The organism is Leucobacter exalbidus, from assembly GCF_017834145.1.
In the GTDB taxonomy this organism is placed as follows: Bacteria; Actinomycetota; Actinomycetes; order Actinomycetales; family Microbacteriaceae; genus Leucobacter; species Leucobacter exalbidus.
The window spans coordinates 1,605,092-1,631,522 of record NZ_JAFIDA010000001.1 but is presented as its reverse complement, the minus strand read 5'-3'; the positions used below and the strand labels follow the sequence as shown (position 1 = coordinate 1,631,522).

Annotated in this window: 24 protein-coding genes; 17 read left to right on the top strand and 7 right to left on the bottom strand. The window is 62.3% G+C overall.

What is annotated here, in order from left to right; genetic code table 11:
• Positions 1 to 20 precede the first annotated feature (20 nt).
• From JOF28_RS07360 to JOF28_RS07310, 11 genes are read left to right on the top strand one after another with little or no spacing between them, the layout of a single operon-like run.
• The gene (locus JOF28_RS07360; protein WP_209705177.1) at positions 21 to 1,523 is read left to right on the top strand and encodes a tyrosine-protein kinase domain-containing protein; all 1,503 of its coding nucleotides are present in this window, start codon (positions 21 to 23) and stop codon (positions 1,521 to 1,523) included.
• Entirely contained in the window at positions 1,520 to 2,044 is a 525-nt protein-coding gene (locus JOF28_RS07355; RefSeq protein WP_209705176.1) for an arsenate-mycothiol transferase ArsC, read from the top strand. The genes JOF28_RS07360 and JOF28_RS07355 overlap by 4 nt, the downstream gene beginning before the upstream one ends.
• Positions 2,041 to 3,018, top strand: a complete 978-nt coding sequence (locus JOF28_RS07350; protein WP_209705175.1) for a glycosyltransferase family 2 protein — start codon at positions 2,041 to 2,043, stop codon at positions 3,016 to 3,018. Before JOF28_RS07355 ends, JOF28_RS07350 begins: the two co-directional genes overlap by 4 nt.
• A complete protein-coding gene (locus tag JOF28_RS07345) occupies positions 3,015 to 4,016 on the top strand; it encodes a CgeB family protein (protein WP_209705174.1) in 1,002 nt (333 codons plus the stop codon). The genes JOF28_RS07350 and JOF28_RS07345 overlap by 4 nt, the downstream gene beginning before the upstream one ends.
• Positions 4,007 to 5,050 carry an RNA-binding protein gene (locus JOF28_RS07340; protein ID WP_209705173.1) on the top strand — a complete coding sequence of 348 codons (1,044 nt, stop codon included), beginning with the start codon at positions 4,007 to 4,009 and terminating at the stop codon, positions 5,048 to 5,050. The genes JOF28_RS07345 and JOF28_RS07340 overlap by 10 nt, the downstream gene beginning before the upstream one ends.
• The gene (locus JOF28_RS07335; protein ID WP_209705172.1) at positions 5,047 to 5,769 is read left to right on the top strand and encodes an acylneuraminate cytidylyltransferase family protein; all 723 of its coding nucleotides are present in this window, start codon (positions 5,047 to 5,049) and stop codon (positions 5,767 to 5,769) included. Before JOF28_RS07340 ends, JOF28_RS07335 begins: the two co-directional genes overlap by 4 nt.
• Positions 5,766 to 8,009, top strand: a complete 2,244-nt coding sequence (locus tag JOF28_RS07330) for an N-acetylneuraminate synthase family protein (RefSeq protein ID WP_209705171.1) — start codon at positions 5,766 to 5,768, stop codon at positions 8,007 to 8,009. The genes JOF28_RS07335 and JOF28_RS07330 overlap by 4 nt, the downstream gene beginning before the upstream one ends.
• Positions 8,010 to 8,011: 2 nt before the next feature.
• On the top strand, positions 8,012 to 8,968 hold the full coding sequence (locus tag JOF28_RS07325; RefSeq protein ID WP_209705170.1) for a glycosyltransferase family 2 protein: 957 nt from the start codon (positions 8,012 to 8,014) through the stop codon (positions 8,966 to 8,968).
• Positions 8,961 to 10,100, top strand: coding sequence for a glycosyltransferase family 4 protein (locus tag JOF28_RS07320; RefSeq protein ID WP_209705169.1), 1,140 nt, complete (start codon positions 8,961 to 8,963; stop codon positions 10,098 to 10,100). Before JOF28_RS07325 ends, JOF28_RS07320 begins: the two co-directional genes overlap by 8 nt.
• Positions 10,097 to 11,908, top strand: coding sequence for an ABC transporter ATP-binding protein (locus JOF28_RS07315; protein WP_209705168.1), 1,812 nt, complete (start codon positions 10,097 to 10,099; stop codon positions 11,906 to 11,908). Before JOF28_RS07320 ends, JOF28_RS07315 begins: the two co-directional genes overlap by 4 nt.
• Positions 11,905 to 12,765, top strand: coding sequence for an alpha-1,2-fucosyltransferase (locus JOF28_RS07310; protein WP_209705167.1), 861 nt, complete (start codon positions 11,905 to 11,907; stop codon positions 12,763 to 12,765). Before JOF28_RS07315 ends, JOF28_RS07310 begins: the two co-directional genes overlap by 4 nt.
• Here the strand turns inward: JOF28_RS07310 and JOF28_RS07305 are convergent.
• From JOF28_RS07305 to aspS, 5 genes are all read right to left on the bottom strand, one after another.
• Positions 12,731 to 13,093, bottom strand: coding sequence for a VanZ family protein (locus JOF28_RS07305; RefSeq protein WP_209705166.1), 363 nt, complete (start codon positions 13,091 to 13,093; stop codon positions 12,731 to 12,733). The two genes, JOF28_RS07310 and JOF28_RS07305, sit on opposite strands and share 35 nt — an antisense overlap.
• 67 nt (positions 13,094 to 13,160) lie before the next feature.
• On the bottom strand, positions 13,161 to 14,132 hold the full coding sequence (locus JOF28_RS07300) for a glycosyltransferase family 2 protein (RefSeq protein WP_209705165.1): 972 nt from the start codon (positions 14,130 to 14,132) through the stop codon (positions 13,161 to 13,163).
• On the bottom strand, positions 14,083 to 15,288 hold the full coding sequence (locus JOF28_RS07295; RefSeq protein WP_209705164.1) for a glycosyltransferase: 1,206 nt from the start codon (positions 15,286 to 15,288) through the stop codon (positions 14,083 to 14,085). The genes JOF28_RS07300 and JOF28_RS07295 overlap by 50 nt, the downstream gene beginning before the upstream one ends.
• A gap of 30 nt (positions 15,289 to 15,318) precedes the next feature.
• Positions 15,319 to 16,758 carry a sugar transferase gene (locus JOF28_RS07290; protein WP_209705163.1) on the bottom strand — a complete coding sequence of 480 codons (1,440 nt, stop codon included), beginning with the start codon at positions 16,756 to 16,758 and terminating at the stop codon, positions 15,319 to 15,321.
• A 335-nt stretch (positions 16,759 to 17,093) separates the two neighbouring features.
• Positions 17,094 to 18,437 (bottom strand): aspartate--tRNA(Asn) ligase, encoded by a 1,344-nt coding sequence (gene aspS / locus JOF28_RS07285; protein WP_209705162.1) that lies wholly within the window; start codon positions 18,435 to 18,437, stop codon positions 17,094 to 17,096.
• Positions 18,438 to 18,580: 143 nt separating this feature from the next.
• On the opposite strand from aspS, the gene JOF28_RS07280 reads away from it, so the two are divergent.
• From JOF28_RS07280 to JOF28_RS07255, 6 genes are all read left to right on the top strand, one after another.
• Entirely contained in the window at positions 18,581 to 19,624 is a 1,044-nt protein-coding gene (locus tag JOF28_RS07280) for an LLM class flavin-dependent oxidoreductase (RefSeq protein WP_209705161.1), read from the top strand.
• Positions 19,625 to 19,711: 87 nt separating this feature from the next.
• A complete protein-coding gene (locus JOF28_RS07275; RefSeq protein WP_209705160.1) occupies positions 19,712 to 20,356 on the top strand; it encodes a histidine phosphatase family protein in 645 nt (214 codons plus the stop codon).
• Positions 20,357 to 20,358: 2 nt separating this feature from the next.
• Positions 20,359 to 21,009: a TlpA disulfide reductase family protein gene (locus tag JOF28_RS07270; RefSeq protein ID WP_209705159.1), complete on the top strand. Its 651-nt coding sequence runs from the start codon at positions 20,359 to 20,361 to the stop codon at positions 21,007 to 21,009.
• A 5-nt stretch (positions 21,010 to 21,014) separates the two neighbouring features.
• Positions 21,015 to 21,758 (top strand): cytochrome c biogenesis CcdA family protein, encoded by a 744-nt coding sequence (locus JOF28_RS07265; RefSeq protein ID WP_209705158.1) that lies wholly within the window; start codon positions 21,015 to 21,017, stop codon positions 21,756 to 21,758.
• Positions 21,742 to 23,397, top strand: coding sequence for a cytochrome c biogenesis protein ResB (resB, locus tag JOF28_RS07260; RefSeq protein WP_209705157.1), 1,656 nt, complete (start codon positions 21,742 to 21,744; stop codon positions 23,395 to 23,397). The genes JOF28_RS07265 and resB overlap by 17 nt, the downstream gene beginning before the upstream one ends.
• Positions 23,398 to 23,656: 259 nt before the next feature.
• Entirely contained in the window at positions 23,657 to 24,481 is an 825-nt protein-coding gene (locus JOF28_RS07255) for an alpha-1,2-fucosyltransferase (RefSeq protein WP_209705156.1), read from the top strand.
• A 139-nt stretch (positions 24,482 to 24,620) separates the two neighbouring features.
• Here the strand turns inward: JOF28_RS07255 and JOF28_RS07250 are convergent, their stop codons facing one another.
• Both JOF28_RS07250 and JOF28_RS07245 read right to left on the bottom strand, forming a co-directional pair.
• Positions 24,621 to 25,436, bottom strand: coding sequence for an ABC transporter permease (locus JOF28_RS07250; protein WP_209705155.1), 816 nt, complete (start codon positions 25,434 to 25,436; stop codon positions 24,621 to 24,623).
• 9 nt (positions 25,437 to 25,445) lie between these two features.
• Positions 25,446 to 26,330 carry an ABC transporter permease gene (locus JOF28_RS07245; protein ID WP_209705154.1) on the bottom strand — a complete coding sequence of 295 codons (885 nt, stop codon included), beginning with the start codon at positions 26,328 to 26,330 and terminating at the stop codon, positions 25,446 to 25,448.
• Positions 26,331 to 26,431: the final 101 nt, after the last annotated feature.

The window sequence follows — 26,431 nt, the reverse complement described above, 5'->3', positions numbered from 1 at the left end:
CCGAGCTGAGGGGAGCGAAGTTGACTGTTGCGGACTTTATTCTGATGTTGAGAAGAAGTTGGATTTTCTTCTTCTTCGCGGTGCTCATTGGGCTCGCCTCGGGGGCTGCCTACTCTGCAACTCAGACTCCGGTGTATACCGCGAGCTCGTCGGGCTTTATGCAGGGATCCGCAGAGAGCGGCGTCGTTGCACAAGAGAAAACAGACCGCATTCAGGCCTACCTCGCACTCATTACGAGTAACGCCGTGGTTGAGCGCATTGCAGAAAACCCCGACCTTGAAGTAGCCCCGGAGAAGGTGCGCGGTAGCCTGAGTGCTGATCTCGTTGCCCAGAGCGCCATGATCACGGTTACCGCTCGAGCAGAGTCATCTGAAGGCGCAGCCGCACTCGCGAACGGTGCCCTCGAAGCGCTCGCTGACGTGATTCGCGAGATCGAGCAGGAGGCCTCGGGCAATGAAGTGGCTCTCGTAACGGTCACTCCGTTCGAGAACGCCGTAGCACCCGCGTCGCCATCTTCTCCCAACTGGATGCGCAACATGCTCATGGGCGCGGCAGCCGGCTTCGCGCTCGGCCTCGCCTATCAGCTGCTGCGTCGCATCCTCGACATCAAGGTGCGCAGCGCCGATGACCTCACCGAATCTGCGGGTGGACTAGGCCTCCTCGCACTCATCCCCAGAATGGGGAAGCCTAAGAAAAACGAGCAAGGGTTGCCCGAGCTCGACCGGCTGGGAGCCGAAGCCTTTCGCCACTTGCGCACCAACCTACGTTTCTCGAGCGTGGACTCAGAGGTACGCAGCATCGTTGTCACCAGCGCCAACCAGGGCGAAGGCAAGACCACTGTGGTGGTAGCGCTCGCACGTATGCTCGCAGAGTCGGGGGTACGCACCCTCATCATCGATGCCGATCTGCGCCGCCCTGCCGTGGCGAACGCCCTCAACATTGACGGCTCGGTCGGTCTCAGTAGCCTGCTGAGCGGGCAGATCACGCTCAACGATGCGCTACGCGCCACGAACCAGAAGAACCTGTTTGTGCTGCCCTCGGGCGTCACCCCGCCAAACCCTTCCGAACTCGTGGGCTCGGCGCACATGAAGAGCACGGTCGAACGGCTCAGTAAAGAGCTGTTCGTCATCATCGATGCCCCGCCGGTACTACCTGTGACTGACGCGGCACTCGCGAGCACCATCGTCGACGGAGTGATCTTTGTCGCGCGCTCGGGCAAAACCACCAAGCCAGAGGTGCGCAGCGCGCACAAGCTGCTCGAGGGTGCTCGCGCCCGCATGCTTGGCGTGGTGCTGAACGGCGTCACCAAGAACGATGGCGGCGACGGGTATTACTACTACAGCAAAAAGAACCGCGGGTACTACCTGCAGGAGTCAGAAGCCGCCAACGCGGCGCCTGAGACCCCACTGGTATTCGAAGACGCCCCCCAGCAGGGCGCACCCCAGGCTGGCCCTACACCTGCAGACGACGCTGCGGCCGCTGAAGCTCAGTCGGGCCGCCGGGGCCGACGGAGCACCGAGTGACACGTCACCTCCTATTTGTCTGTCACGCCAACATCGTGCGGTCACGCGCAGCAGAACTGCTCGCGCGTGACTACGACGGGGTGAACGGAGACTGGGAGTTCGACAGTGCCGGGGTACACGCGCTCACCGGGCACCCGGTTGACACTGACATGGGGCAGGCGCTCGCCGCCTACGGTATCGATACAGCGGGAAGCCGGGGCGCTCGTCAGATCGACGGTGACCACATTGACGCCGCAGACCTGATCCTTACGTTCGAGCGTGCGCACCGTGACTTCGTTGTGCGCAATTTTCCGGTCGCCGCCAGGCGCACCCTGACACTGCGCCGTGCGGCCCAGCTGCTCGAGAACCCACCCAGGCGTGCCGAAGGCGTGAGCCTGTGCGTCAACGACGACCGGGCATACACAGAAGCCGATGACTTCGCTGACCCCGTGGGGCTGGGCCCTGCGGCTGCCGTAGCCGCGGCCGCCGAAATCCACCAGCTGCTCGCGGTCACGCTGCGGGGAATCGGAGCGATTCGATGACTGCCTGGGCTGAGTTGGCACCCGGCGACGTATCGGTCATCGTGCCGCACTACGGTGACCCCGCGCTTGCCGAAGTACTCGTGGACGAGTTGCGCGGGCAGCCGGGCGGTGCAGACCTCGAAATCATCGTGGTTGACGACTGCTCGCCCGAACCCTTTCCGCCTTCAACAGCGGCGCGGGTGTTCCGACGTGCACGCAACGGCGGTTTTGGCAGCGCAGTGAACAGCGGCGTAGCACTAGCAACCAAACGGCTCTTGCTCATTCTCAACAGCGACCTCGTGCTGCCGCCATCATTCGTGGAGAACCTGCTGCGAGCGGCCGCTCCCTGGCAGCCCGCCGTTGCGGGCCCCGCCCTTGTTGACCTACACGGGACGGCCCAAATGTCGGGCCGACACTTTCCCCGTACCAGCCACTATGCAGTTGAATGGCTCAGGCCGCTTGCCAGGTGGCGCAACCGCTCTGCCCTACATGAGGCAGTCGGTCACGATACCCGCTGCGTACCTGGAACTACGGCCGTCACCGACTGGCTGGTGGGAGCCGCGCTGCTCGTACCCACTGAGCTCTACCGTGAGGTGGGCGGTCTCGACGAGCGCTTCTTCATGTACTGCGAAGAAACTGATCTGCAGCGCAAACTACGTGACCACGGCATCCCCTCCGTGTATCTAGGTGACGTCACCGTGGCCCACGAGGGCGGGGCCTCATCAGACTCCGGCCGACGCTTGAGCTGGCTGCTCACCTCACGATTTCTGTACGCACGCACCTGGGGCACCGGCGCAGGCAGCATGCGTGTAGCACTCGTCGCTGCCTCATTGGTCAACTTCGCATTTGGTGGCCTGCGCCGACTACTCGGCAAACCCGAGCAACCCATGACCACCCTGCGCCGTGAACTCTCCACCGTGCACGACTCAGCACGCGAGGCCAAACGCCGATCAGCCCGCCCGCGCACAAACGTGACGAAGCAGGTACAGCCATGACCCCGCGGCGCATACTGCTTGTCAGCCCCGCCTTCCACGGTTACTGGGCAGCGCTCGCCGCCGCGCTCGAACACGATGGTCACGAGGTCACCGCCCACTGTTACGACCGCGGAGACACCCACCGAGACCGCTGGCGTAACGCCCTGGCGCACCGCAGCATTGGAGCATCGCAGCGCGAACGCAACCGTGCAGAAGTCACCCAGCGTGCAATCACGGTGTTGCGAGAGACGCGCCCCGACGTAGTGCTCGTCGTCAAAGGCGACGCCCTCAATGACGGCTGGTGGGAAGCCCTCGCCTCACAGGACGTACCCACCGTGCTATGGCTCTACGACGAACTCGAACGGCTGTCGTACACCCTCGACCAGCTGAAAACGATCGGCCCGGTGCTGAGTTACAGCCCCAACGACGTCGCGAGGCTGCGCGACGCAGGCATCGACGCAAGCCTGTTGCCCGACGGCTTTGACTCGCTCACCGCGTTCACCCCGCGCCAAAGCCCCGCCGTCAACCTCGTGGGTGCGCGCTACCGCGAGCGCGAACGCATCGTGCGCATGCTGGTCAGCCACGGTATCGAGCTCGAAGCTTACGGGCGCGAATGGTCGAATCACCCCTGGGATTTGCTGCGCACCGGCCGCAAACGTGACCCCGCATCGGTCGGCCTGCGAGAGGTGTCACGCACCGACTACTACGGGGTGATGGCCGGGTCCCTCGCGACCCTCAACATTCACGGCGACGGTCACGACGGGCTCTCGATGCGCACCTTCGAAGCACCGGGCGTGGGCGGATTACAGCTCATCGATCGCCCCTCAGTTGCAGACTTTTATGAACCCGGCGTGGAAACGTTGTTGTATGACACCGACGCCGAACTCGTTGACCTCATTCAACGTGCGGCCCGCGACACCGCCTGGAGTAACCGCATTCGTGCGGCAGGTAAGGCACGCACGCTCGCTGAGCACACACTCATTCATCGGATGCGGGAGGTGACACGAAAATGGGACTGAACTTTCCTGAAGACCTCGACGGCTGGGGTCGCTGGCAGCGAAGCCGCAACCGCCTGCGTACCATCAAGGCGGCCCTGCGCACCCCGGCCCCGGTTGATCTCGTGCTGCTGCACACGGGCCCTGCGCCACGAGTGCTCATCGCGCTCGACGCCACGACTCCCACGGCGCTCGCTGCGATTCTGCGCCCGGCAGCCTCGCTGCCCGCCGACCAAGTCGCAGTGTTGGCCCCTCGCGCGGTAGCTGAGCACCTGCTGCGGGAGCAGCTGTTTGTCGCGCCCGAGCTACGCTCGATCGATGGATCTGCTCCCTGCCCTGAGACGCTCTCCGAGGTACGCGCGGTGGTGTCTGCCGGGTACTTCTTGATCGCTGGCGCCACCGCGCACCGATGGGCGATTGAACTAGGGGCGACGTACTGCGTAGTGCAGCACGGGTTACTCACGCCCTTTGCGCCGCCCCTACCCGCAGGGGCCACCCTGTTTGCATTCAGCGAGGCCGACGGCGAATTCTGGCGCTCAGGGCGCAGCGACGTAACGGTCAAAGCTGTCGGTAGCCAGCTGTTGTGGAACGCCGCTGACTCTGCCCCCGCACAGACTTCTGATCCGCATGAACGCCCAGTGTTCTTAGGCCAGCTCCACGGCGCCGAGCTCCCCAGATCCCTCTCGGCCCGCACCGCGACCGCGTTCTGCGCACAAACGGGGGCGACATATCGGCCACACCCCGCAGAAACCGACCGTCTGTCGCGGTGGCAACACCGCAAATGGGAGCGGCAGGGCATCGAGCTCGACCGGGTGGGAGCTCCGCTCAGCGAGGGGCCACCCGTCGTTGCGATCTTCTCCACCGGGATACTCGAAGCTGCAGCAGCGGGTGTTCCCGCCTGGGTCACTGGCATAAATCCTCCCGAGTGGGTGCACGAGTTCTGGCATCGCTACGGGCTCGCACCGTGGGGCGGCGCCCCCACGCCCCCTCCCATTCAACCCGCCATTGAACCGGGCGAACACATTGCACGACAGATCGAGAAGCTGGTGAAACGATGACACAGAAGATACTTTGCGTGATCCCCGTGCGCGGCGGATCCAAGGGCGTGCCAGGTAAAAACGCTCGTCCATTGGCAGGTAAACCCCTGCTCACCTGGAGCATCGAGCAGGCCCTCGCGGCCACCGCGAACCTCGAAGTAATCGTCTCAACCGATGACGAAGCACTCGCTGAGATTGCGCGTCAAGCCGGCGCGAGCGTACCGTTTATGCGCCCGGCCGAGCTTGCACAGGATGCCACACAAACAGAGCCCGTGATCGAACACGCGATCGCGCACTGCACGGCTGAGGGCCGCCGGCCTGACGCCGTGATGCTGCTGCAAGCGACCTCGCCGGTGCGCCTGCCCGACACCCTCGATCGTGCGGTGCAGCAGTTCCTCGAGACCGGGGTCGACAGCCTCGTAGGCGTGGTCCCGCAGACGCCGTTTTTTTGGCACCCGGCAGCACCGGGGGAGACCTCGGCTACGGCCGAGTATGATCCGGCGCACCGACCGCTGCGCCAAGACCTGCGCGCAACGGACTATTTTTACCGTGAAACCGGCTCGCTGTACCTCACACGCACCGAAATATACGAGCGTGAACACAACCGCATCGGTGGCAAGGTCGGTCTCTTCGTTATGGATGAGGCCGAGGGAATTGATATTGACACGTTGGTAGATCTCAGGATCGCCGAGCAGGTTCTGGGTGACCTGCACGGCATAGCGAATGGAGAATTTGTATGATTATCGACCGTCAACTGACGCCGTACATCGTCTTTGCCGAGGATCCGATTCTCGCCGCACTGGGCAAGATCAACGCGAACCGACAGCGCATCGTCTTCTGTGTCGATACGCACGGCGTGCTGCGAGGCTCATTCTCAGACGGCGACTTTCGCCGCTGGATCGTAACGAACCCCACGGCCTCGCTCGACACTTCCGTCGGCGATGCCTGCAACACTCAGGTGCAGACGGTGTCGAGCACGGCGTTGCCCGCCGATATTCTGCCCCATTTTCGCGAGGGCATCAGTCACATTCCGCTCGTCGATGACCGCGGGCACCTGGTCGCCGTGGCCGTCGACCGCAGCGACACGATGCGTATCGGCGCCCACGAAATTGGTGACGGCCACCCGGCCTTCCTGATCGCGGAGGTCGGCAACAACCACAACGGTTCGATCGATCTCGCCAAGAAACTTGTTGACCTCGCGGCCGAGGCCGGGGCCGACGCCGTGAAATTTCAGCTGCGCGACATGGATGCGCTGTACCGTCAAAGCGGCGGCCAGACCGCGGGCGAAGACATGGGCGTGCAGTACACCCTCGACCTGCTGCGGCGCTTCTCAATGCCTGCTGAGTCGCTATTTAACGTCTTCGACCACGCTCGCGATGTGGGAATCGACGTCATGTGTACCCCGTGGGATGGCCCTAGCGTGCAGGCACTCGTTGACTACGGGATTCCAGGCCTCAAAATTGCCTCGGCTGACCTCACGAATCACGAGCTGCTCGAAGACGCCGCCTCGCGTGGGCTGCCGATGCTGCTGAGCACCGGCATGTCTCGCGAAGAAGAGATCATTGAGACCATCGGGCTGCTGCGCCGGCGCGGAGCGTCGTACGCACTGCTGCACTGCCAGTCGACCTACCCCGCGCCATACAAGGATCTGAACCTTGCCTACATGGATCGTCTTGCTGAACTGGGCGAATGCCTCGTCGGCTACTCGGGGCACGAGCGCGGCTGGCACGTGCCGGTTGCAGCGGTCGCCCGCGGCGCCCACATCATCGAGAAGCACTTCACCGTCGACCAGACGATGGAGGGCAACGACCACACCGTATCGCTGCTTCCCGACGAGTTCGCACGCATGGTGCGCGAGATCAGAGACATCGAAACCGCGATCGGTACGAACCAAGAACGCGTGGTCTCGACAGGCGAGGCGATGAACCGCATCAACCTCGCGAAGTCGCTGGTGGCCGCTCGCCCGATTCTCGAAGGCAGCACGCTGGTTGCCGAAGACGTGCAGGTGCGCAGCCCCGGCCGTGGTCTGCAGCCCAACACGCTTCCTGCGTTGCTCGGTCGCACGATTAGGCGCGACATGGCAGAGGGCGATTTCTTCTTCGCCGGTGACCTGCGCGATCACACCCCCACGGGCCGTGACTTCGACTTCAACCGGCCGTGGGGTCTGCCGGTGCGCTATCACGACCACGCCGAGCTATTGGCCCAGTCAAACCCCGACTTCCTCGAGTTTCACTTCTCGTACAAGGATCTCGAGGTAAACCTCGAAGATTACTTCACCGAGCCGTTAGATATTGGCTTCACCACGCACCTGCCCGACCTGTTCGCGGGCGACTTCTTGGTGGATCTTGCATCTGAGGATGATGAGATCTGGGAGCGATCGATTCGCGAGGTACAGCGCACCATCGAGGTCACGAGCAGCCTGACTCGCTGGTTCGCCAACGAAACAGACCCGATCATGGTGGTGACGATGGGCGGGTTCACCAAGGACCGGCACATTCCGGCCTCTGAGCGTCTGCGCAAGTACGATCGCATCGCGGCAGCTCTGGCCCGCCTCGATACCGGCCGCGTGCGTATCGCCGCACAGACCCTGCCCCCGTTCCCGTGGCTGATGGGCGGGCAGCAGTTTCACAACCTGTTCCTCGACCCGCGCGACACCGCAGAGTTTGCCGAGCGCACGGGCACTGCACTCTGCTTTGACGCCTCACACACCAAGCTTGCGGCGACGTTCCTCGGGGTGCCCTTCTCTGAAGCTGTCGAGTTGCTCGCCCCCCACACCATTCACTGGCACCTGGTCGACGCGACCGGTGTTGATGGCGAAGGCGTGCAGGTGGGCGAAGGGGATATCGACTGGCCTGAGTTCGCGACGGCGATGGAACGGCTGTCACCCGGCACCCCGTTCATTCCCGAGATCTGGCAGGGCCACATCAACCATGGTGAGGGTTTTTGGACCGCGCTCGAGCGTCTCGAGAAGTGGCTCTAACCATGAACACGCATGAGGAGCCGCGCCCCGCGCCACGGGTGAGCATTGTGGTGCCCAGTCGGGGCGGGGTCGAGCGACTCCCCAAGCTCTTCGAATGCCTGCGGGCGCAGACCGAGCCCTCGTGGGAGGTCGTGGTGGTGGTCGATGGCGACATCGATGACACCGCTGACCTGCTCGAGAGAGTTCGCCATGAGTTACCGGTTACGCCCATCGTGTTTCCTGAAAACAGGGGCCGCTCGGCGGCCCTCAACGCAGGCTTCGCGGCCGCACGTGGCGAAGTGCTCGTGAGGTGCGACGACGACCTGCGGCCAGACCCCGGGTACGTTGCTGCGCACCTCGCACAGCACACGGGTGAGCCCCGCGGGGCGATCGGACTGGTGCGCAACATCTACCCTGAGACGGCGTACGCGCGGGCCTACGGGCTTGAGCGTGACACCCGGTTTCGTGAGGAGGCGTATCACGCGACTCCCGAGCGACGTTGGCGTTACTGGGGCGGTAACGTCTCAGTGACCCGCGAAACCTATGACAGGGTGGGCCCGTACGACACGAACTTTCGTGCGTACGGTTGGGAAGACGTGGACTGGGGCTACCGGCTTTATGCGAGCGGCACCCCCGTCGACTTTGCTTTCGATGCCGAAACTGATCACTGGATCGCGGCCACCACCACCGAGTCGCGTGTGCGTCGTGCTTTCTACTCAGGTGCTGCACGGCTCACCTTCGACGCGAAGCACGGGGCTGGTGTCTCGGGTTCAACCGCGCGAGGTACCGGGCTGTGGGATCGTCTCGTGACGCACCAAGCGCAGCGCAGCCTCGCCGATCTCTCACGGTCGGCAGCCAAACTCGATACCGCGCTTGACCGGATGCCGAGATGGCTGGCTGAAAAGCGTGTTTCGCTGCTCGTGGAGGCGGCGGCCGTGTCAGGACTGTTGCACCCCGAACAGGTGGCCAACGATGTCTGAGCAGACCCAGATTCGCGAACAGCGGGCGCTCTGGGTGGTGCCCGTCGGCGAGCTCGGCGGCGTCGCTCGCCACGTGCTCGACGCCACACGGGTGGGAATTCCCGGCTGGCACGTCACAGTGCTGTGCCCCGAGGGGGCGCTCGCCGAACGGCTGCGCGCACAGGGCTCGGCGGTACTCACCGGACCGTTTGGGCCAGCCGCCGGCACCATCACATCCATGCGCACGCTTGCTCGAGCGGCGCGGCAGCTGAGACCGGCGATCGTGCACTCGCATCTCGCCTACGCTGACATCGTGACGGCGTGGACCAAGCTGCCCCGCGGCACTCGTCGATTTACCACCGAGCACGGTATCGCGGGCGAAGACAGCGTCTACCACCGCTCGAATCTGCAAGCCCGCGTGATGGCATCTGTACACCGGCTTCGTTTTTCACGCTTCGATGGCGTGATCGCGGTAGCACATGCCACGCGTGACACTATGGTCAGAAAGTGGCGGGTGGCACAGCCCATCACGGTCATTCACAACGGCGTTGACCTACCGGCAGGGGCTGCTTCCGAAGGCCCAGGTGCTGTGCCGGCGCAGCCTGACCTCGTGGCACCCAGGTACTTATCGCTATCACGGTTGAGCGCAGAGAAACGAATTGATGTGCTACTCGAAGCGTTCGTTGCGGTGCACAAAAAACTTCCTGAGGCGACGCTAGTAATCGCGGGGGAGGGTCCGCTGCTCAGCGAGCTCGAGGCCCGCGCAAATAAGCTCGGAGCTGCCTCGCGGATCACGTTTGCGGGGTACGTTGACGCGGAGGCAGCGATGGCCAATGCCGACGTGATCGTGCAGCTCTCGGTGTGGGAAAACCACTCGTACACGTTACTCGATGCTGTGTCGCGGGGTATGCGCGTGGTCGCGTCGAACGTGGGTGGCAACCCCGAGATCGTTGCGGCAGGATCGTTAGTGAGTGAGGTGGATCCGGCCACCGTGGCTCGCGCGATGCTTGCCAGAGCGGAATTTTCAGATCAGACAGCTCAACAGGCGCAACTCGCGGCCCAGGCTGGTCCCGGAGTGCAGCTGTATTCGACCCCAGAAATGTGCGTGCGTATCGCAGCCACATACGGGGTCTCAGAAAGGTATAACGCATGACGAGCACCCCAGCGAAGCGTTCCCTGATCGCCGACCTTAAGGAATATCTTGCGCTCGCCCGTATGACCTCACGAGCATGGCTCGTATTCGCGGTGCTCGGATCAGTGGGGCTGGCTGCCCTCGACACCCTGGGTGTCGCCGCGATGGCGTTGCTCATGCAAGTGTTTACCGACCCCGCATCACAGGGTGGTGTCGCGAACTTCATCTCGCAGCTCTTTGGCGGACCAAGTACATCGACCTTGATCATGATCATTGCGATAGCGATCGCTGGGTTCTTCGTTACTAAGAGCGTGGGCACAGTCTTCTTTCGTTGGTGGTTACTCGGACGCACGACCCGCATCGCGGCCGATGCCTCGACCGAGCTGATGCGCATGTTCAGCCTTGAACCCTTCGCACGGCACCGCGCCCGCGAGGCCGTGCGCATTCAGCGTGACGTTGGTAGCGCGAACGATCATGCCGCCAACGTATTACTGGGTGTCGTGGGTATGCTCGCTGACCTGCTGGTACTGGTGCTACTAAGCGTCGTGCTGTTTGTGATCTCACCGTTTGTTGCATTGTTCGCAGCGTTCCTTTTTGGGGTCGTGCTGATGGGCACGCAGCGATTGCTGCGCGCCCGCCAGACACGCATCGGCATCGAGAACGCTGAGGCCGAGCTGAACAGTCTTCAGTATCTAATTCCTGCTTTGCACGGTTTCAAAGATGTACGACTCTCAGGTAGCGCTGGCGCTTTCGCCGACGGCTACTGGAAAGCGCGTATGAAGCTTGCACACGCGACGCGTATGCTCTCGATCACTTCAGAACTGCCTAGGTATCTGATGGAGATAGTGTTGTTGCTCGCCATTGGCGGCATCGCGTTGATTTTGTTCGCGACGGGGACCCCAGACCACGCGATGAGCGTGCTCGCGGTGTTCGGTGCAGCGGCCCTGCGAGCGCTTCCTACGCTCAACAGGGTGGGCGCAAGCCTTGCGACGGTGCGTAGCAGCCGTGCGGGGCTAACGATCGTGCTGACCGAAGCGGAGGAACTGGAACGCGGGCCGCGACACAACGAGATTCCCTTGGGGGATCAAAACTATTCCGGTGACATTGTCGTTGATAACGTGACTCTGCAATACGAGGATGCCGAGCGCCCCGTGCTTGACGGTATTTCACTGGTGATTCCAGAAAACTCGACCGTAGCGATCACAGGTTCGAGCGGTGCGGGCAAGAGCACCCTCGTCGATCTCATCCTGGGAATGCTGCGCCCCACAAGCGGTGACATTACCTGCGGTGGGCGTTCGATCTCCGCAGACATTGCGGCCTGGTATCGCGAGCTTGGGGTGGTGGCGCAAGACGTCTATCTGCTGAACGATACGCTCGCCAGAAACGTGGCGTTCGGCCCACCCGGCACGGTCGCGAACCAGACGAGGCTTGACCGGGCACTCAAGCTCGCCCAGCTCGAAGACGTTGTCGCCGACCTGCCAGAAGGCACCGAAACAGTCATTGGTGAGCGGGGTATGCGGCTCTCCGGAGGACAGCGGCAACGGCTTGGCATCGCCAGAGCCCTATATAAGGAACCAAGGTTCTTAGTCTTGGACGAAGCGACCTCCTCACTTGATAACCTTACAGAGCATGCCATCTCGCAGCTGCTCAAAAGTCTCAAAGGCAGCATGACCGTCGTGATCGTCGCGCATCGACTTTCAACGGTGCGCGACGCCGACAAGATCGTCTTCTTGAGCGATGGACAGGTACAGACGGAGGGAACCTTCGCGCAGGTGAGCGAACGGAACGAGCAGTTTGCGCGACTGGTGGAACTTGGAAAGCTCTCATGATGCCCAACCTGTCGCTTTCCCAGGCCAAGGCCTCACTGCTCAGCGTTGTGCGCCGGGGCCCTCGGGAAGTGCTGTGGACACCGGCAAATGTAAACCTCGGTAATCTCCTCTACTACTGGCTGAATGCGCACCTGCATCAGGCGAAAGGGGAGCCCCGATTCGCACTCGAGACTGAAAAATCAAAGCTCTGGCAGGAAGCCTTCCCCAAGCTCTTTGAAGAGTTGGTGATCTCTCGCAGCGAGCTGAGACTGACTGATCGACGCATCGAACAGCACCCCCTGCAACACTTTGGACTGAATTACACCGGTGCAGAGCTCGACGCATTTATCGCGGAGATGCTGCTTGGCACACCTACGCAGTTTGCTAGTGAACTCGCCCGAATCAATCCGCCCGCAGACCTGACAATCAATATTCGCCGCGGCGACTACTACAGTGTGCCGCGCTGGCGCGGTGACTATTCGTTCGACGTCGTTGAGTACGTGCGTGTGGCGGTTGCCGCTGCGCAGGCAACCGGCGAGATCACTTCCATATTGCTGGTGAGTGATGACCTCGAATGGTGCCACACGAAACTCGGGTGGCTCACTGACATCGCGCCCGTGAGTGAACCACCCGCGGGAGCTACCGTGCTGCACCAGCTGGCATTACTGGCTGCATCGCCAAGACTCATCTTGACCAACTCAACTTTCGGGTACTGGGGCGGCTACATCGCTGACGTACTGCGCGCCTCAGCACAGCATAAAGCTCAAGGCACTTGGGCACCAGCATTTCACAGCCGGGCCTTCCCAGGGAACCTGGCTAATCAGCTCTCTGATCGATGGAACGTCATCGAGCAGATTCCCGGCGGCTGGGACGGATAAGCGCCACGGCACCAATGAGCGCACCTAGTGTGTTTGCCACAATATCTAGGAATGAGAACTCGCGGGGAAGCGCGACGAGCTGCACGATCTCGACGGCCAAGGACGCTCCCAGTGCCAAGAGCGGCCAGCCCCACCATTTGATGCGGGACCATAGCAAGGAAGCGAGCGCGGCGGGTGCCGCAAAGAGCAGCACATTCAACCCAAACTCATACATCGGAATCGTAACGAAGTCTGGAATGCCCAGGCTGCGTCCCAGATAGTACAGCCACACGACAAAACGGTTGATCTGCCACCCAATGGGTAACAGCACAGTGCCGAGCGCTCCCATCGCGCATAGTGCGAATAAGGCAGCCACCACGGGCCGACGGGCGGGCTCCGATGACTGCATCACGGGCTTACGTCGCAGCTTTCTGCTGCTCGCGGCCCTCGGCGAAACCAAGACCGAGCTGCGGTGCGGGCGTAGACCGGCGAAACTGCCACAGGCCGCTTGCCGCGCCCGCGGAAGCAGCCCACCGCTGCCTGGCCGCTGCACGCAGAGCGGCCCCCGCCGCACCTCGAAGAGAGCCCCGCGCAAATGCTACTGTGGCGCCAACAGCGTTGCGCACGATCCACGGTAGCCGGGTGTACTGCGTCTTGGCGTCGTAGCGGCGCGAAAGTCGCACCATGCCGATTGCAGCGGCGCGAGTTTTGCTGAGCAAAACGGGGAGACGGTCGTCGATGCGGTAAGCGATCTTGGTGCTTCTCGAGATGGGCAGGGGGTAGCCTGCCCGGCGCAGCCGCCAAGCCAGCTCGTTGTCTTCCCCTGCCGATCCAAACGACTGATCGAAGCCGCCGATTTCAAGGTACAGTTCGCGCGTGATGCCAAAACAGCCGCCGCACAAGATGGGCAGATCGTGATCGTTGCCTTCGAAGTCGAAGTTTTCGGGTTCCTCCACATCGCCAATACGCTCCCAAAGAGTGGGTAGACCACACACAAACTCGGAAGTACTGATGGGAACTGCTGAACCGGTCCAGCAGTCAGCTGTCGAGAAATCACGGTGGCCGTGCTGCACCCAATGCCGACCGACGACATCGTCGGCGTCGCAGAACATGAGGAACTGCCCGTTGCTGGCGGCTGCCCCCACATTACGGGCGTAGGAAGCACCCGCCAATTCAGACGCGTTCACGACCCGTAACACGGGGAGGGCCTCTACCCAGCGGCGAGCCACGAGGGCGGTGTCATCGGTGGAACGATTATCAACCACGATGATCTCAAACTCTGGGGGATTGATTTGAGCCGCGAGCGCCTCGAGCTGCAAGCCGAGGGTCGCGGCGGCGTTATAACAAGGGATGACGACGCTCACGGTCGGGCGTAATTCGGCGTTCATGGCAGTACGCTTCCCGTCGCCACATTGCCGTCGTGGGGTTCGGCACAGTCGATACCGGGCGAGACCCATGCCCGCACCCGTTCGTTGAACCGGGCGATGTCGACTCGAGTGCACGAGCCCGTACAGCTGAGCGGTCGGTACTGGTCGCGCGGTCAACCGCCGCGGCCCATGACTTAGGGTCTGCCGTATCAATCAGCGCGCCGGTCACCCCGTCGACGACCGATTCAGCGGCTCCGCCCAACCGGTTTGCGATCACTGGGCAGCCCGCGGCCATCGCTTCCACCGGCATAATTCCGAAGTCTTCTACCGGGGGGAACACGAACGCGAGGGCGCGCTGATAGAGGGCACGCAAGAGCTCATCAGAGACCTTGCCTAAGAAAAAGACGGGAGTGCTGGAACCACGGGCCTGTTCGCGCAGCCGCTCCTCTTCTGGGCCGCTGCCGGTGAGTACGACGGGAACACCAAGGGCTTCGCCCATGGCGACCACCTGCGCGTGCCCCTTATAGGGCACCATGCGTGAGCCCGCGAGTAGAAACTCGTTCTCGGGGAGCGACTCCAACAGGTCGGCTTCAGCGGCGGTGAGGCGATCGGCCCAGTGGGCCTCGCTGGCGATGGTGGAGACGTCGACGGGCGGGTAGATGACGGTGGCATCGCGCCCCCAAGCGCGCTGGATTCGCTCGCGAATGAATGCGCTGTTCGCGGCAATCTCGCCATTGTGCGAGGCGGCACGTTGATCGATGCCGCGCAGCACGGCCGAAGCTGGGCCGAGCAGCGGGTTGCTGCCGCGTCGGTCGTGTTCGGCGGCCCACAGGTAGCGGGCGGGGGAGTGCACATAGTTGAAACGGGGCACATCTGGAAACACGGTGCTTAAGTGGTGGGCAAAGACGTACGAACTCGTGACCACCCAGTCGGGCTGCACAGAACGCCATTGCCCGCGCCAGGTGGCACTCATGAGCGGCAGTGAAAACGCTTTGCGGCCGCGCATCGGGCTGCGCGCCAACCATGATTCGCGCACCCGCAGCTGCGCATCCCATCGGGGGTCATCGTTCCAGAGGCAGGCGAGATCAGCTTCGGGCAGCACCTCGATCAGCGCCGCGAGCACCTTTTCGGCGCCCCCGTACGGTTCGACCCAGTCCTGCGCAATCAGCCCAGCCATAACCATCCCCCGGTGTGTGAAACAGCTCTTTTAGTATGCGCCCTGCGGGGCAACCACGGTGCGCACGGTACGCATCAGAATCAAGAAGTCATCAACGAGTGACCAGTTCTCGACGTAATACATGTCAAGCCTGATGCTCTCATCCCACGACAGGTCGCTGCGACCGCTCACCTGCCACGGGCCGGTGATGCCCGGCTTCACGAGCAGCCGGCGGTGCACCCAAGCGTCATACTGCTGCACCTCAGAAGGCAGCGGCGGGCGAGGGCCCACCAGTGACATTTTGCCCAGCAGCACGTTCACGAACTGGGGCAGCTCATCAATGCTGTACTTGCGCAGCACCGCGCCCACCCGGGTGACCCGGGGGTCGTTCTTCATTTTGAAGAGGCCATCGGTGTGCTCTGCGTCTCGCATCACCTCGGCACGGCGAGCCTCAGCATCGACATACATTGACCGAAACTTAAACATCGTGAATGGCACCCCGCCGATGCCTACGCGCTCTTGTTTAAAGATCACGGGGCCGGGGCTGTCGAGGCGAATCATGAGGGCGGTAACCAGCATGATGGGGCTCGTCGCCACGAGCAAAATGAGTGAGCAGACGAGGTCGAAGAGACGCTTCGTGAAGTATTTCCGCCCGGTGAATTCAGGAAACTCGACGTGTACGAGCGGTAGACCCGAGACGGGGCGCGTGTGAATGCGGGGGCCGGCGATGCCGGTGAGCGCAACCGAGACGATGAGCGCGACGTCACGGTGTTCAAGCTGCCAACTCACCTCGCGCAGTCGCTGCGGGGTGAGCGCATCGGCGCTCGTCAAAATGATGACGTCGGCGCGATATCGGTCAACAGCCTCGACCAATTGGGTGTAATCGCCCACCACGGGTAGCCCCGGGAGCAGTTCGGTCTGCGAGCCTTCCTCGGTGATCGCTCCCACCATGCCAAACCCGGCGTAGCGGGTGCGTGAAATCTCACTCGCCACCAGCGCACTTTTGGCGCGGTCACCGATGATCAGGGTGCGATAGATATGTCTGTGATGATCGCGGCCGTGGTGCAGCTGTTTGCGCCATAACCACCGCGACAGCAGCAGCAGGGCCAGCCCGACGGGCAGCGCGATGAGCACGTAACCGCGACCGATTTGCGAGCGAAGCGCGAAGGCGACAATCGCGAGGACACCAAAAACCGCGAGGGTGGCAGTGATGACAGTTTTGTACTCGATTGAACCGATGCCCGTGATCTTTTTAGAGCGCGACCCCGACATCGTGAGGCCTAATAGCCAGCAGATGATCAGGGCGACCGTGATGAGTGTATAGCTCACCTGCAGCTGAGAACGGTCGGTCGGAAGTAGCTCAAGCTCGGCCGGGTTCACGCCATAACGCAGCAGCTGCGCGGCGACCACCGAGACAATGACGATTGCGGTGTCAGACATGAATAGGCGACGCGCGTACCGCTGTTCCCAGACCGCTGCAGGTTTGCCCATCGACTACTCCCAGGTGTTCAAGAAGTGCACCGGTGCTGGCGAGACAACCCCACGAACCCCCGTTGCGGTGAAGACGTGCGCCCGATGGCAGCGCAGAAGAAATTTGCATATTCTATCCCCGGGCTGAGTGCCCGGTTAGAAATACACCCCGTCTAAATTTTCCCCTGCAATCAGTATTGCATATTTTTTATGCCTCACGTGATGGTCGCGCTGCAGTGACGGTCCGATGAGGCTGCGATGAGCGCGAAGCCGTGGCTAAACGCCGCCCGAGAACGAAAAAAGGTGCTTCCCGCGTGAGCGGGAAGCACCTTGATCCTGGTCAGAATCCGTGCAAATTACGGCATCAGACGCGTGGGGCCGCGGAACAGGTAGGTCACCTCGCGGATCGACGACTGCTCGAGCATCAGCATCAGCACGCGGTTGAGGCCCATGCCGAAACCACCGTGTGAGGGTACGCCGTAACGGAAGAAGTCGAGGTAGAAGCCGAGCTCAGCCGGGTCCATGCCCTTGTCCTTGATCTGCTCCTCAAGCACCTCGATGCGGTGCTCGCGCTGAGCACCCGTCGAGATTTCGGTGCCGCGGTAGATCAGGTCGTAGCTGTTGGTCAGCGACGGGTCATCAGCGTGACGCATGTGGTAGAACGGGCGAATCGACGTGGCGTAGTCGGTGAGGAATACGAAATCGTGATCGTACTTTTCCTTGACGTACGCGAAGATCTGGCGCTCGCCCTCGGGATCCATGTCGGCGTCGGCGCGAGGCACCTCGTAGCCGCGCTCCTTGACGATCTCCTTCGCCTCGGCGAGGGGGATGCGGGGGAAGGGGCGTGAGGGAACCGTGAGGTTGATGCCGAAGAGCTTCTCGATCTCTTCGCCGTGCTTTTCCTTGACGGCCGACAAGCCTGCAACGATGAGCTCTTCGTGCAGCTCCATAACGTCTTCGTGCGAGTCGATCCAGCTCAGCTCGGTATCGATCGAGGTGAACTCGGTCGCGTGGCGCGAGGTGAACGAGTGATCGGCGCGGAAGGCGGGGCCGACCTCGAAGATGCCGCCGAAGCCAGCAGCCTGAGCCATCTGCTTGAAGAACTGGGGGCTCTGCGCGAGGAACGCCTTGCCTTCGAAGTACTCGACCTCGAAGAGCTCTGCACGAGACTCCGACGCCGAAGCCATGAGCTTGGGGGTCTGGATCTCGATGAAGCCACGCTCGACCCAGAGGGTACGCAGTGCGTGGAGGAAGGTCGTCTGGATGCGGAACACGAGGTTCTGCTCGGGGCGACGCAGATCGAGGAAGCGCCAGTCGAGGCGCACATCGATGTTCGAGTCGCCGGCCACGGGGTTGTCGGGCAGCGAGCGGGTCACTACGTCGATAGTCTCGATCTGAATCTCAACACCGCCGAGCTTGACGCGCTCGTTGTGCTGCAGTTCGCCCTCAACGGTGATGAAGGTGCCCTGCGTCAGTTCGGTAATCGTGGTCGTGCGGGGCACGAGAATGTCAGACCGCGGGTTCTCGGGGTCTGCCTCTCGCAGCACGCCGCCGTTCACGAGCTGGACAGCGCCAGACTCGTCACGCAGCACAACAAACTGCACGTACCGCTGGTCGCGCACTTTCTCGACCCAACCAGATACACGTACGATGCCGTCTTCGTGGGCGGCCAGGTCCTTTATTAATACACGCTCAGTCACCCAGACAGTCTAGCCGCGTGCGGGCCCGCATTGTTGCACGCAGCTGAGAAAGACATACAGAGTAGGAAAGATCGCGCGCGAGGCGTGGCGCTCCTAGAGTGAGATCGACCCGGTCCTTTTCTGAGCACCCATTGGAGCAGCCCATGACCAGCACCAACTCCGTGCCCGGGCCGCGCCCGCTGCGCAGCCTCGGTTTCATTCACCTCGTCCCCTTCCACAAGGATGCTCCCGCGCAGGGGTTTGCCGACGCCATCGAGCTGTTTCGGTACGCCGAAGAGCTCGGGCTCGACAGTGGCTGGGTGCGCACGCGCCACATGCAGCACGGCCTGCCCTCGCCCGCGGTGCTGTTCGGCGCGCTGTCACAGGCAACGTCGCGCATCGGGTTGGGCACCGCGGTGATTCCGGTGGGATTTGAGAACCCATTTCGGTTGGCTGAAGATCTAGCGACGGCTGACGTACTCTCGGGCGGCCGCGTGTTGCCGGGCTTGAGCGTGCACGGCCCCGGCTACGGCGATGACGGTGTCAACGACCGTGTGCATGACGCCGGTTGGCGCGAAGAGGACTACACCTACGGCCGCATCGAGCGCCTGCGTGAGTACCTCGCGGGCGACCCGCTGCGCGAGATCCCCGAGTATAAGGGCATTGGCGGTGACTTCGACTCGGCCCGGGTTGAACCCCACAGCGCGGGTCTTGTCGAGCGGCTCTGGTACGGCGGCGGCTCGCTGCGCTCTGCCGAATGGGCCGGATCAGCCGACCTCAACTGGCTCGTGAGCAACATCAGCTCGACCGAAAACGGCATCAGAGATTTTGCTGAGGCCCAGCGCGCCCAGATCGATGCGTTTCGTGCGGCAAGCCCGCGTGGCGATGCCGCCCGCGCGAGTGTCGCCCGGGTGATTGTGCCGACCGATGGCGCGACGCCCGAACAAGCCGCGAAGTATCGGGCGTACGCCGAGGCGCGCACCCCGCGCACCGAGAAAGTGCACGGCAAGAACACGATCATCGCGCTCGATGTGCTGGGATCGGCCGACGAAATAGTCGAGTTCATTCGCACCGACCTGGCGTTTCAGGCCGCCGATGACTACCTGTTCGAACTGCCCTTCGAATTCGAACTGGCCGACTGGAAGCAGATGCTGTTTCAGTTGGCGACCAAGATCGGCCCGAAACTAGGGTGGACACCCGCCGCATAACCGCGTCAGCGGTGTTAGGGGGCCGCATTCTGCGCACCGGCGACGAGTTCCCAGAGTCTAGGCCGGGCGCGAACGTAGAATGAGGGTGTGAGCGACAAACTCTTGCATCTGGTGCGCCACGGCGAGGTGCACAATCCAGACCGCGTCCTGTATGGACGCATTCCTGGGTTCGGCCTGTCCGAACGAGGGCACAGCATGGCTGAAGCCGCTGCCCTCGAGATTGCGGCGAGCGACCGCGCGGTGGTGAAACTGATTGCGTCACCGCTGCAGCGCGCGCAAGAATCTGCGCGCCCCATCGCGAGTGCGCTGAGCCTCGAGATCCACACCGATGAGCGCATCATTGAACCCACGAACTATTTCGAGGGCATGGTGAACTCGGGCGAAGAGTCGGCGTTCAAAAACCCCAAGCACTGGTACAAACTGTGGAATCCGATTCGTCCCAGCTGGGGCGAGCCCTACCGCCACATTGCCGCGCGCGTGCGCGAGGCGATGGATGCGGCGTGGGAGTCGACCCGTGGCGGTGACATTGTGATGGTGTCGCACCAGTCACCGATTTGGATGGCCCACCTCGACGTTGCAGGCAAAGCCCTGTTCCACAGCCCGACCTCGCGCCGCTGCGAGCTGTCGAGTATCACGAGTTTTGAAAAGCGCGGTGAGCGCTGGTTCGAGGTCGATTACCGCACGCCAGCCGAGGGACTGCTCGGCGATGCGGTAGATGTGGGAGCGGTGTAACGATGTTGAAGACCAAGCGTTCGCGCCGATTCGGTGCCGCGCTCGCGCTGTCACTTGTGGGCGCCATTGGCCTCGTGGGTTGCAGCTCAGGGGGCAGTGACCTCTCGAAGCAGTGGGCTGAGTCGAGTGATAAGGGCTATATCTCTGGCGATGGTTCGTCAGTGAGTATCTTGCCGTCGGAGCGCACCGCGCCGGTGGAGTTCTCTGGCGAAACCGAATCGGGCGAGCAGTACGGTTCGGCCGACACCCTCGGGTCTGTCACCGTGGTGAACTTTTGGTACGCGGGCTGCGCCCCGTGCCGCGCTGAGGCACCCGATCTCGTTGAGGCCTATGAGAACTTCTCACCCGAGGGCGTCAAGTTCTTGGGCGTCAACACCCGCGACCAGGTTGCTCAGGCCCAGCAGTTCTCTGAGGAATTTGGCGTCGAGTACCCCTCGATTATGGATAACCCAGGTGGCCGTGCCGTGCAGCAGGCGTTCGCCGGCCAGGTGCCGTTGAACGCCGTGCCCACGACTCTCGTGCTCGACACCGAGGGTCGCGTCGCGCACCGCGTGCTCGGCCTGCTTGCGGGCGAATCACAGCTGCGCACGCTGATCAACGAAACGCTTGAAGAGCAGGGCACCGCCGCATCGAACGCCTCTGAGCAGAGCTAACCGCGGTGGGTGTTCAAGATCTCGTCGCTGACGGGCAGCTGCTCGTTGCGTCGCTCATCGCGATCGCGGCGGGGCTGTTGTCGTTCCTGTCGCCGTGCGTGCTGCCCCTTGTGCCCGGCTACCTTGCGTACGTCGGTGCAAGTGCTGGCACCGAAATCGGTGGCAAGCCCGCGCGCGGGCGCCTCGTGTTGGGTGCGTGCCTCTTTATCTTGGGGTTCACCGTCGTACTCGTCACCTTCCTCGCGGCGGCGGGCACGGTGGGCGTGTGGCTCCTGAAATGGGAATCGACCGTCACCCGCATCATGGGGGTGTTCGTGGTCGTGATGGGGCTCGTCTTCATCGGGGCATTCAGCAAAATGCAGACCACGAAGAAGCTGAAACTGAAACCCAAGTTTGGGTTGGTGGGTGCGCCCCTGCTCGGCATGGTGTTCGCCATCGGATGGACTCCCTGTATGGGCCCCACTCTCACGGTGATCATGGGGCTGAGCCTGCAACAGGGCTCGGTGACCCGCTCAGTGGTATTAGCCCTCGCGTACTGCCTGGGCCTCGGCCTGCCGTTCGTGCTTGCCGCGTTTGGGTTCGGTTGGATGACCCAAACCATGACATTCTTTAAACGGCATATTCGTGCCGTGAATCTGATCGGCGGCGCGCTGCTGATCCTCATCGGTCTCTTGATGGTGACCGGCATTTGGAGCAACATCATGTTCGCACTGCAGGCGGTGATTGGTGGCTATGTCACGCCCCTCTGATTTTGAAGACGGCAGCGGTGCCCCCGTTCGCGTGGAATCCCCTGAGCTTGGCCTGAAGGGCTGGGCTCGGTGGTTCTGGCGTCAGCTGACGAGCATGAGGGTCGCCCTCATCTTGCTGCTGCTGCTCGCAGTCGCCGCGATCCCTGGGTCGTTGGTGCCGCAGCGCAGCGCTGACCCTAACGGCGTGATCCAGTACGAGAACGATCACCCCAAGCTGTTCCCTATTCTCGACGCCTTCCCTATTCAAGCGTTTGACGTCTACAGCTCGGCGTGGTTCTCGGCGATCTACCTGATGCTGTTCGTGTCGCTCATTGGCTGCGTGCTGCCCCGCATCGCGCACCACTGGAAGGCGTTGCGTGGCACCCCACCGAAGACGCCCGCACGCCTCAACCGCATGGCCGGGTTCTCAGAGGTGCGTGTCTCAAACCCCAACGCGACCGCCGAAGAGCGCGAAGAGTTTGCGACCCGTGCCATCGACGAAGCCCGGGCGCTGCTGGCGAAGGGCCGCTACCGCACCGAGGTGCAGCGGGTCACCCGTCGCGGGGTCACCGAGATTTCAGTATCAGCCGAGCGCGGGTACTTGCGTGAAACGGGCAACCTATTGTTTCACGTGGCACTCCTCGGGGTGCTCGTGTGCGTTGGCGTCGGCACCGTCTTCACCTTCAGCGGCCAGAAGGTACTCGTTGAAGGCGAAACGATGGTGAACCAGCTGATCGACTACGACACGGTGAACGCTGGCCCCTCATTTGACCGCTCAAGCCTTGACCCGTTTCGGTTGAAGCTCGAGTCGCTCGATGTTAGTTACATGACCGTCGACGACGGCAATGTCTCGGCCATCGGTCAAGTGAAGGACTACGTTGCGAGCATGACGCTCACTGATCTCGACGGCACCTCAAGCGAAGAGATCATTCGTGTGAACCACCCGCTGCGCGTGTACGGCTCACCGATCTACCTGATCGCCAACGGCTACGCTCCCACTCTCACGATTCGTGATGACAAGGGCAAGATCGTGTATAGCGAATCAATGCCGTTTATTCCGCAGGACACGAACCTGACATCGCTCGGTGTCGTGAAGGTGCCCTACGGAATTACGAACGCGAAGGGCGAACCGACCCAGCTCGGGCTGCGTGGATTCTTCTACCCGACAAAGTCTGACCTCGACAGCGGTGCGTTCACCTCGAGCTTCCCCGACCTAGAGAACCCGGTGCTCACGCTCGACGTGTTCGAGGGTGACTTGGGCATCGACAACGGCATGCCGCAGTCGGTATACGCGCTCAACACCGACGGCATGGAGCAGCTCACGGGCCGCGCGATCGACAAGAAGTCGCTCGAACTGAAGATCGGTGACGTGGTTGACCTGCCCGACGGCATGGGCACCCTCACCTTCGAGGCCGCTCCCCGATACGCCTCGTTCGACGTCATGCGCAACCCCGCGCAGGTGGGCATCTTGGTGTTCGCACTGCTCTCGCTCGGCGGCCTGATCTGGTCGCTGTTCGTGGCTCGCCGACGCATGTGGGTGAAAGCGCTGCAGACCGAAGACGGCGTGGTGCTGCAGTACGCGGCGCTCGCACGCGGCGATGATCCGGTGCTCGAGCGCGCGGTTGAAGAACTGCGCGACAGCCACGGCGAACGGCTGTAACCGCACACAGCAATACTCCAGCGGCGCAGAGCTGAATTGCTCCGCGGAGGTTAGCCAACTGATTGAAGCAGCACGCTGCGAGGGCATGAGTGCGGATAATTCATCCGGCTCATGCCTTCGCTCGTTAAGGGCATCTGCTCCGCGCGCTACCAAGCTTTTGCTTTTACGACCAAGCCGGAATTACTATCCAGTTCGCGGCAGAGGGACGTGCTCGACTGGTGACCCAAAGACACGCACCGGAGACGATAGGCTCGGCCGCATGAGCAATCTCCTGCAGCGCATGAAGACGGGTATGTTGGAAACGGTGCGTCGCCATGGGCGTGAGGTTGCTTGGACCGCCCCCTGGATGCGGCTCGGCAACTATCTGATGCTTGGGCTTTGGGCGAACGATGGGGTCGGCCGCAAAATTTTGAGGCACCCAGGGTCTCAGCTGATCGATCTGTTCCCAAACTTCACCAAAGAATTCATGCTGGACCCGGGTGAGGTCCGCTTCACAGATCAACGGCTCAAGCCCTGGTCTGGGCAGGCTGATGACCGTCTCGACTGGGAACAGGTGCACAAATTTGTGCAAAGTGTGCTGCTGCCGCAGTCGCCGCTTACGCACATGCACGTCGTGCCTGACGATGCACTCGTCGTGAACGTGCGACGTGGGGACTACTACTCGGTGCCCGAACACCGGGCCACCTTCGGCATAAACATCGAGGAATACGTACAGACAGCACTCGACCAAGCAGTACAGGATGATGGCCGTCCGCTTACGATCCTTGTCGTGTCAGATGACATTAAGTGGTGCCGCGAACATCTCGATGGCATGTTGGGAGCGGTCGCGCCGACCAGCTATCGCCCGCAGGGAGACCCTGCAGGCGACCTGGCTGCGCTCGTGCATGCGAAGCGACTGATTGTCCCTAACTCGACCTTCTCGATGTGGGGTGGATACATCGGAGATGTCGTCCACCCGGGGCGAAAAGTCTACGCGCCATGGCTATTCGCTCGTGGGCTAAACGGCGGTAAAGGCATGGCCTACCATCCAGATTGGACAATCATCGAAGATATTCCGGGTGGCTGGGATCAGATTTCCGAGTAAAGCGCTTGAGTAGGTGGGCCCGGGCTACACCGGCCAACACAAAACCCGGTGGTAAGGAAGAAATTCCTCACTACCGGGTTTCGTTTTGCTGGGCGGGTGTTGATCCGGAGCAGCGTTCTCTGCAGCCGCAGCCCGGTGCCTACTTCAGATCGTTCGCCGCCTGCGCCGAGACGCGCTGCGAGAAGTAAACCGGAATCAGCGACAGCAGAATGATCACGGTCGCGACCACGTTCACCTGGTTCGCCTCATTGGGGCGGCCCATCTGGTTCATGAACCACAGGGGCAAGGTCTCGACTCCCGGGGGTGCCGTGAAGATCGTGACGTATACCTCGTCGAACGAGAGCGCGAAGGCGAGCAGACCGCCCGCGATGAACGCGCTGCGAAACTGGGGAAAGGTGACCGAGCGGAACGTCTGCATCATGCCGGCGCCCAGATCCATCGAGGCTTCTTCGAGGTTGGGGTTCATACGGCGCAGGCGTGCGATTACGTTGTTGAACACCATCACCACACAGAACGTGGCGTGCGCGATGATCATGCCCATATACCCGACCTTGATGCCGATGGGGTCGAGCACCTGGTAAAACGTGTTCGACAGCGCGACACCGGTGACGACGCCGGGCAGCGTGATGGGCAAGATGATGATCAGGTTGACGGTTTCGCGGCCGTAGAACTTGAACCGCTGCAGGGCGAACGCCGACAAAGTGCCGAGCAACAGCGCGATCGCGGTGGCGCACGAGGCCACCACGATGGAGTTCAATAGGGCGGCGTGCATGGCCGGGTTCGTGAGTGCCTTCTCCCACCAGATGAGTGAGAAGTTGGCGATGGGCCAGCCAGCGACCTTGTTCGCGTTGAATGAGTTCATCACGATCACGAACAACGGAATATAGGTGCAGATCAGAATGAGGGCGGTGATCACTGCGAGGGTGATCTTGGTTCCGCGGCCTAGGCGCAACATCGCGGCCTCCTAGATGTTCTCGATGGCGCCGCTTTTGCGAACGACCAGCAGGTAAACAACCACAATCACGATGGGCACCACAGAGAACGCGGCGGCCACGGGCGGGTTGAGGTTAATGTTTGAGGCGATGATCGTGCCGATCATCTGGGTCGACCCGCCCACAAACTTCGCGGCGAGGTAGTCACCGAGGCTCAGGGAGAACGTGAAGATTGATCCGGCGATGAGGGCGGGTTTGAGTAGCGGAATCACGACCGTGAAGATCGTGCGCATGCCGCGAGCGCCCAGGTCTGCCGAGGCATCGAACAGGTTGTTCGAGACCTGACTGACCGCGGTATATACCGGAATCGCCATGTACGGGAACCAGAGGTAGACGAGCGCGATGATGGTGACGAAGACACCATAGCCCGGGCTGTGGATGCCCAGCGGCCCAAAGACTGAGTTGATGAAGCCGCCGTCAGAGAAGACGATGCGCACCGACAGAATCTTGACGAGGTACCCGGCCCACAGCGGCAGGGTGATCATCACGGCGAGGGCCGCACGCTGCCAGGGGCGGGCGATCTTGGCCATGTAAATGGCGAGCGGCACGGCGAGCACGGCGCAGATCGCGGTTACGGCGAGCGCGATGCCGAGCGTGCGTAACGCGGCAGACAGGTAGGCGGGCACCGTCACGATGCTCGTGAAATGCTTGAGGGTGAACCCCGGCTTCACCTTTGAAGTGAAGGGATCTGTCTCCCAAAACGCGGTGATCAGCATCAAAATGATGGCGAGAATGTAGACGCCCACGAGCCACACCATGGGAAGCGTCAGCAGCGCGGCGAGGCGGCCCTTGGGGTGCCGGTGCAGGGCTGAGGAGATCGGCTTGGGCCGGGTCTCGCGAAAAGATGGGGTCGACACGACGATTCCTTACGTGAGGGGATTGCGTGGGGTGTGAGCGGGTGGGTTTTGATCCGGATCAAAGCGCTTGAGCCAGCCCGGGCCGTACAGCCCGGTGGCGG